The organism is Frankia sp. CeRuru1 (assembly GCF_977966315.1).
Window position 1 is genome coordinate 1 of sequence record NZ_CDWWEW010000055.1, and the last position, 5,364, is coordinate 5,364.

The following is a 5,364-nucleotide window of genomic DNA, read 5'->3' on the forward strand; positions in this document are numbered from 1 at the left end:
GAGGTGGACGGCAGCGCAGACCTCGTGCAGCGCGGCCGGGGTGGGGCCGAGTGCCGTGTCGTGGAGACGGGCGAGACCGGGCTGTGCGGTCTGGCCCGGCCAGGCGGCGGCGAGGGCGGTGATTCCCCGGGTGGGTGCGTCGGTGGCGGCGAGTCTCGTGAGGTCGTCGGCGAACCGGTGGCCGGCGAGGATCGCCGCCCGGCGCCGGGCCTGCACCAGCAGGGCATCGAGCCTGGCAGCAACGATGAGGGTTTCGGCCGGTTGCTCGGCCGCGACGGCGTGAAAGCCGAACCGCAACGTCGTTTCGGTCACTGCCAGGGTGCGGCCCCGCGGTAGCCGCAGGTACACCGCTCCCATAGCGGCCGGCGCGGGGCGGGTCAGGACGGTGAACGCGGCCAGCAGCGGGGTGCGTTCAGCGAACGGCCGCCGTTCGGCGCCGAACGGCGCGTCGGCCCAACCCAGGTTCGTCGCCTCACGCATGGTTGATGGGCAGCAAAGGACGTCCGGACGGTGGTCGCTCGGCGCGGGTGAGGGTGCGGATCGAGCGCCCCAGGTATTTGGCGTAGTGGTTGCGCTGGAACCGGTACCGCGCCCAGATCGCCGCGATCGGCTCGTCGAGCAGGTTACCTAGCGGTTCGAGCAGGTCGGGGGCGTCGTAGACCGGCCAGGCACTCGCCAGCCCCCGCGGACTGACCACGATCATGTGGCCTTCGGTGTCCGGAGTCCAGGCCGTCAGCCGCAGTGCCGGCCGCCAGTCGTGCACCGTCCGCAGCTCGGCCAGCCGCTCGAACGTCGCCGTGGCCTCGTCCAGGCTGATGAACTCATGGTCGGCGAGGTCGAGCGCGTTGCCCTTCTTCAACGGCAGGATCAGCTTGAGCTTTCCAGCGTCCAGCAGATCGGCGATCTGGTAGGTGAACGGCAACGCGGCCAGCGTCGAGCGGTAGACTACCGCCGACAGCGACAACGACAGTCCCGCGTCTTGGAACGCCCGCACCCCGGCCATCACCGCTTCGTAGTCCCCGCGGACCCGGTTCGTCGTCGCCCGCGGACCCTCCAGGCCGACGTTGACGAAGGCGATCTTCCCAGACAGGTGGGCTGCGTGCTGAAGGCCGCGGGTCGCGTTGGTCGGCACGCCGATGACCGTCCCGGCGAACATGTCGACGATGTCCACGAAGTCCCGGCGCAGCAACGGCTCGCCACCGGACAGGAATACCCGGGGCACCCCGGCGAGGTTGTCCCGTATCCGCTCCAGTGCGGCGAGCGTGGGATCGGGTTCCTGCAACGTCTCGGAGCAGAACGAGCAGTCGAAGTTGCACCGCTTCGTGACCTGAAGGATCACCGACAGCGGACCGGTCGCCACGGTTGCCACCGCGCCTAGATCCAGCGGAGCTGCCAGCCTGAAATGGTGCCCGTCGGTGAAGACGACAGGCTCGGCAGTAGGTGTGCAGATCTCGCCGGTGCCCGGCTGCACCTCGGTATCAACGGTTGAATGAGGCGGAGAATGGGCGGTCATCAGATCCTTCTCGACGTAGGCGCCTCGACGACTGAGTCAGCAGTCGCCGCGATCGTGACGGCGAGCTGGCCGCGCCGACGCTGAACGCCCTCAGCTTCCCAACCGGCGGCAGGCCAGTCATTCCCCGCAGTGCGAACATCCGCTTCGGGCCAGTGCAGTGCCACTGACCTGCGACAACAGCATCGACGAGCCGGTTATGTTCGGCTCGAACCCTCTGATCCGTTCGGCCGCTCCCACCGACACCCAGCCTTGATCGTCTTTTGGACGGAGTCAGGGGCAGGCCGGCACCACCCATGCCTCTGCTTCTGCGTCCGGGAACGCGGGCGGTCGCTTACCCGCCATCCTGGCCAGAGCGCCGCTAGCGGAGGAGCAGGTTGATCTGAGCATGCTCGATGTCTTTGTGCTCGTACCATGTACGGAGAATTTCTCCCGTGTCGCACTGGGCCGGCCGCAACAAGGAGTGCGGTTGCAGGGCCTGCTCGTCCAGGAACTGCGGCGCCGCGCCGGTCGCGGCATGACGTTGTACGCGAGCCTCCTGCCGTCAGCCAGAGTCGTCGAGCGCCGTGACCCGTTCGGCGAGGTGCGGCGACATTATCGTCATCAGCAGTTCGTCGGCGACTCCTTGCTGGGAAGAGGGCGCTGCCGCGTGCTTCTTTCGAGGGTCGTCCACCGTGATCGGAGGTGGTGGGGTGCTCGTCAGTCTGGAGGGTCTTCCCGGGTCGGGGAAGTCGACGCAGGGCCGTCTGCTGGAGCACCGTCTTCGCGGTGAAGGTCTCGCGGTCGCCTATCTTCCGGATCTCGCCACGCTCGACACCGACGATGTCGGGACGACGCTTGTGGAGATCTTCTCGTCCTCGGACGATCCGTTCCTGCGCCACGGGGACGTGGTCACCGAGTGCCTGTTGGCGGCGGCGGTGCGCGCGGACATCGTGGCGACGCGGATCGAGCCTGTGCTGGAGCGCCACGATGTGGTGATCGAGGACCGTGGTGTGCACACCATGTTCTCGTACGGGCTTGCGTCCCTGATCCGGCAGCACGCGGTGGAGGTGGACGAGGCTGTCTCCTGGCTCGACGGGTTGGGACGCCTTGCCGGGCGTCGGGCGGACGTCGTGCTGTGGCTGTCGGCGCCGGTGGGCGAGACGATCGCTCGGGCGGAGGCCCGTGACGGGAGGCGGTGGACGGGCGAGCAGCGCGCGTACCTGACGTTCGTGGACCTTGCCTATCAGGAATTCGCAGCACGCGATGCCGGCATGGTCAGGGTGACGACGGCCGGGCGGGCGCCGGAGGCCGTGCATGCGGCCGTCTGGGAGGCGGTCGCCGCACAGCTGAAGCGGCCGGCGAAGGGGACTTCCACACGGGCGTGAGCCCGTCCGCGCGGCGGGTGACCCTCGCCCGTAGGCTTCGTGTGCTGTGAAGCCGTCACTGTCTGAAGCGCCGACGATGACACCTTCCCCGACGCCTCCGCGGCTGGCAGACGACCTGCGCAGATGTCTCCTGGTCGACGGTCCGGAACGCGTCGAGGGCCTGCACCGCCTCGGTCTTCGGCCGTTGGCCGGCGGCCGGAACAACCACGTCTTCGCCTGGTGGGACCCGCAGGGCGACGAGGTGTGCGTGAAGGCGTACCGGGTCGATGACCGGCAGCGGGCGGAGCGGGAATGGCGGGCGCTCTCACTGCTCGATAAGCACGCTGTGCCGAACGTGCCGCGACCGTTGTGGTGGGATCAGCACGACGCGCAGCCTGTCGTCGCGATGACCATGTTGCCAGGTACGTGCATCCCTGACCTGGCCGAGTCGGCGGCGCGTGAGGTGGCCCTGGCAGGGCTGGCCGCGACGCTGCGGCCGATCCACGAAGTCCCGTGGGAGACCGGCTTCGAGAGGCTGCCCCGCGTCGACTCCGCGGCGCACTACGTGGCGAGACTGACCGAGGTGTGGCCCGGTCAGCTCGACGTGCAGCCGGACGACCCGCTGACGCTGGACCTGCGACGGCTGTTGGGCGTGTGGCGGGACAGCGGGGACGCGGAGACGCTCGCCCGCCCTGCGACGCGGATCTTCTCGCGGGGTGACGGGAACCTCGTCAACTGGCTGTGGGACGGGGAGGTTTCGCGCTGCGTCGACTTCGAGTTCTGTGGGTGGAGCGATCTGGCGTTCGACGCCGCCGATCTCGTCGAGCACATCAGTGCCCGTGAGGTCGACGACCGGGTGTGGTCGGACGTGGTCACGGCGCTCGGGGTCGCTGGTCAGCTGATGCCGAGGTTCCGCGCAGCCCAGCGGACGTGTGCGTTGCGGTGGCTGGCGGTGCTGTGGAAGCAGCGGGAACGGCGGGTCCTGGAGTTCTCCGTCCAGCTGGACCGCGTTCGGGTGCTGCTTCGCGATAGGTGAGGTGTGCCGCGCTCACCTGGGCGCGGCGCCGGAGGTGAGGCTGAGTCGGTCGAGGCAGCGCGCGACGACGGTCGCCAGCTCGGTGTCCGTAGCAATGACGATCTTCGGTTCCGGGATGGGGACCGCGTTCGCGCGAATCCGCTGGTAGAGGGCGACCGTGCGGTCGGCCGCGGGATGCGTGCCCTCGGCGTGGTCGCGGGCGAGACGTGCGTGCGCGACGGCCGGCGGGCAGACGCACTCGATGACGCGCAGGGGGCGTCCGAGGCGGTCGGCGAGGTGGGCGACCCGGCTGATCTGACCGGCGCGGTGGCAGGTCGGGCCGTCGAGCACGACGGCGGGGGCGATCCCCTCACCGATCAGGTGGGCGGCGGCCTGGTGGGCGACGTCGATGCACAGGTCGTCCTGGGCACGGCTGTAGGTGAGATAGGGGTTGGTGAACAGGGCGTGGCGGATGTGGTCCTTGCCGAGGACAGCGGCGGACAGGTGCCGGCCGAGTTCGGCGGCGAGCGTGCTCTTCCCGGTTCCGGGGAGACCAGCCAGCTGCACGATCATCAAGATCCTTCCCTGTCGGGACAGCGTCAGCTGCCTGCCGTGGGTACCCATCGCCCGTCGGGGCGGCACAGGTCCCACAGGCCGTCGAGACCGCGGACATCTCCGGCCGCCGAGATCTGAGCCGCGGGACCGAGCTGCGGATTCGCTTGGGCCAGGCGCAGCGCGTCGGCGCGCGTGCGCCAGGAGACTGGCCTGCCCGAATCGCTCTTACGCCGCGCGGTCAGGAGCACGACGGTGAGGTGATCGAGGGGGTCGAGGACGGGCAGGTCGACCTGCGGGTAGCCAGGAAGGGGCTGGGACCGCCGGCGATCGAGCATGCTCGCCACCAGTTCAGGGGGAACGGCCGCGGGCCGGGGCAGGTCGGTGATGATGTCGACGGCCGTGCAGGGGGCGACGAGATCGTCGTGCAGGCGGGTGTAGGTCGCTGACGTCGGATCGTCGAGGGCGACGCGGTGGGTGGTCGGGTCGTAGCGTCCGGGCTGGTAGCCGAGCAGGCGCAGGGCACGGCGGAAGGCGCCGGCCTGGTCCGGGGCGACGAGGACGTCGATGTCGCTGAACTCGCGGGCGCCGCGTCCTCCGTATAGCTGGGATTCCAGAGCGATGCCTTTGACGGCTGCGAGGGCGACGTGGTGGCGGGCCGCGGCGTCGGTGAGGGCGGCGGCCTGCGCGCGGTGGACGGCGGTCTTGTGCCGGCTGGCGCGCAGGACGGAGGCCAGGAAGCGGCGGAACGCCCGAGGTACCTCGTCTGCCAGGCCGGTGGTGGTGAGGGTGTCGGCGAGCAGGCACAGCACCTTGTGCTCGATGGCGGTGGCGAGCAGGGCGCCCCAGTGCAGTGCGGGCGCGGTCAGCAGCGGCCGGACCGTCGCGTGCAGCTGCTCGACGGGAGCGGGCACGCACACCGCCTCCAGGAGAAGGTCCTC

At 69.9% G+C, this 5,364-nt stretch carries 5 protein-coding genes and 1 pseudogene; 2 read left to right on the forward strand and 4 right to left on the reverse strand.

What is annotated here, in order from left to right; genetic code table 11:
• Together AC08OP_RS06425 and AC08OP_RS06430 are read right to left on the reverse strand one after the other, a co-directional pair.
• Positions 1-480: pseudogene (locus AC08OP_RS06425) on the reverse strand (hypothetical protein); the annotation flags it as partial.
• The gene (locus tag AC08OP_RS06430) at positions 473-1,513 is read right to left on the reverse strand and encodes a radical SAM protein (protein ID WP_476613340.1); all 1,041 of its coding nucleotides are present in this window, start codon (positions 1,511-1,513) and stop codon (positions 473-475) included. The pseudogene AC08OP_RS06425 and the gene AC08OP_RS06430, both read right to left, overlap by 8 nt.
• Before the next feature lie 689 nt (positions 1,514-2,202).
• Between AC08OP_RS06430 and AC08OP_RS06435 the strand changes: the two genes are divergently transcribed.
• Positions 2,203-2,877 (forward strand): dTMP kinase, encoded by a 675-nt coding sequence (locus AC08OP_RS06435; RefSeq protein WP_476613341.1) that lies wholly within the window; start codon positions 2,203-2,205, stop codon positions 2,875-2,877.
• A gap of 76 nt (positions 2,878-2,953) precedes the next feature.
• Entirely contained in the window at positions 2,954-3,892 is a 939-nt protein-coding gene (locus tag AC08OP_RS06440; protein WP_476613342.1) for an aminoglycoside phosphotransferase family protein, read from the forward strand.
• Between the two features lie 12 nt (positions 3,893-3,904).
• Here the strand turns inward: AC08OP_RS06440 and AC08OP_RS06445 are convergent, their stop codons facing one another.
• The gene (locus AC08OP_RS06445) at positions 3,905-4,444 is read right to left on the reverse strand and encodes a P-loop nucleotide/nucleoside kinase family protein (protein WP_476613343.1); all 540 of its coding nucleotides are present in this window, start codon (positions 4,442-4,444) and stop codon (positions 3,905-3,907) included.
• 26 nt (positions 4,445-4,470) lie between these two features.
• A partial coding sequence (locus tag AC08OP_RS06450) for a nucleotidyltransferase family protein (protein WP_476613344.1) occupies positions 4,471-5,364 on the reverse strand: 894 nt, incomplete at its 5' end.

Bases quoted from the DNA above. Each gene is read 5' to 3' on its own strand.
- AC08OP_RS06430 (WP_476613340.1), bottom strand. From the start codon at position 1,513: ATGACCGCCCATTCTCCGCCTCATTCAACCGTTGATACCGAGGTGCAG.
- AC08OP_RS06440 (WP_476613342.1), top strand. From the start codon at position 2,954: ATGACACCTTCCCCGACGCCTCCGCGGCTGGCAGACGACCTGCGCAGA.
- AC08OP_RS06445 (WP_476613343.1), bottom strand. From the start codon at position 4,444: ATGATCGTGCAGCTGGCTGGTCTCCCCGGAACCGGGAAGAGCACGCTC.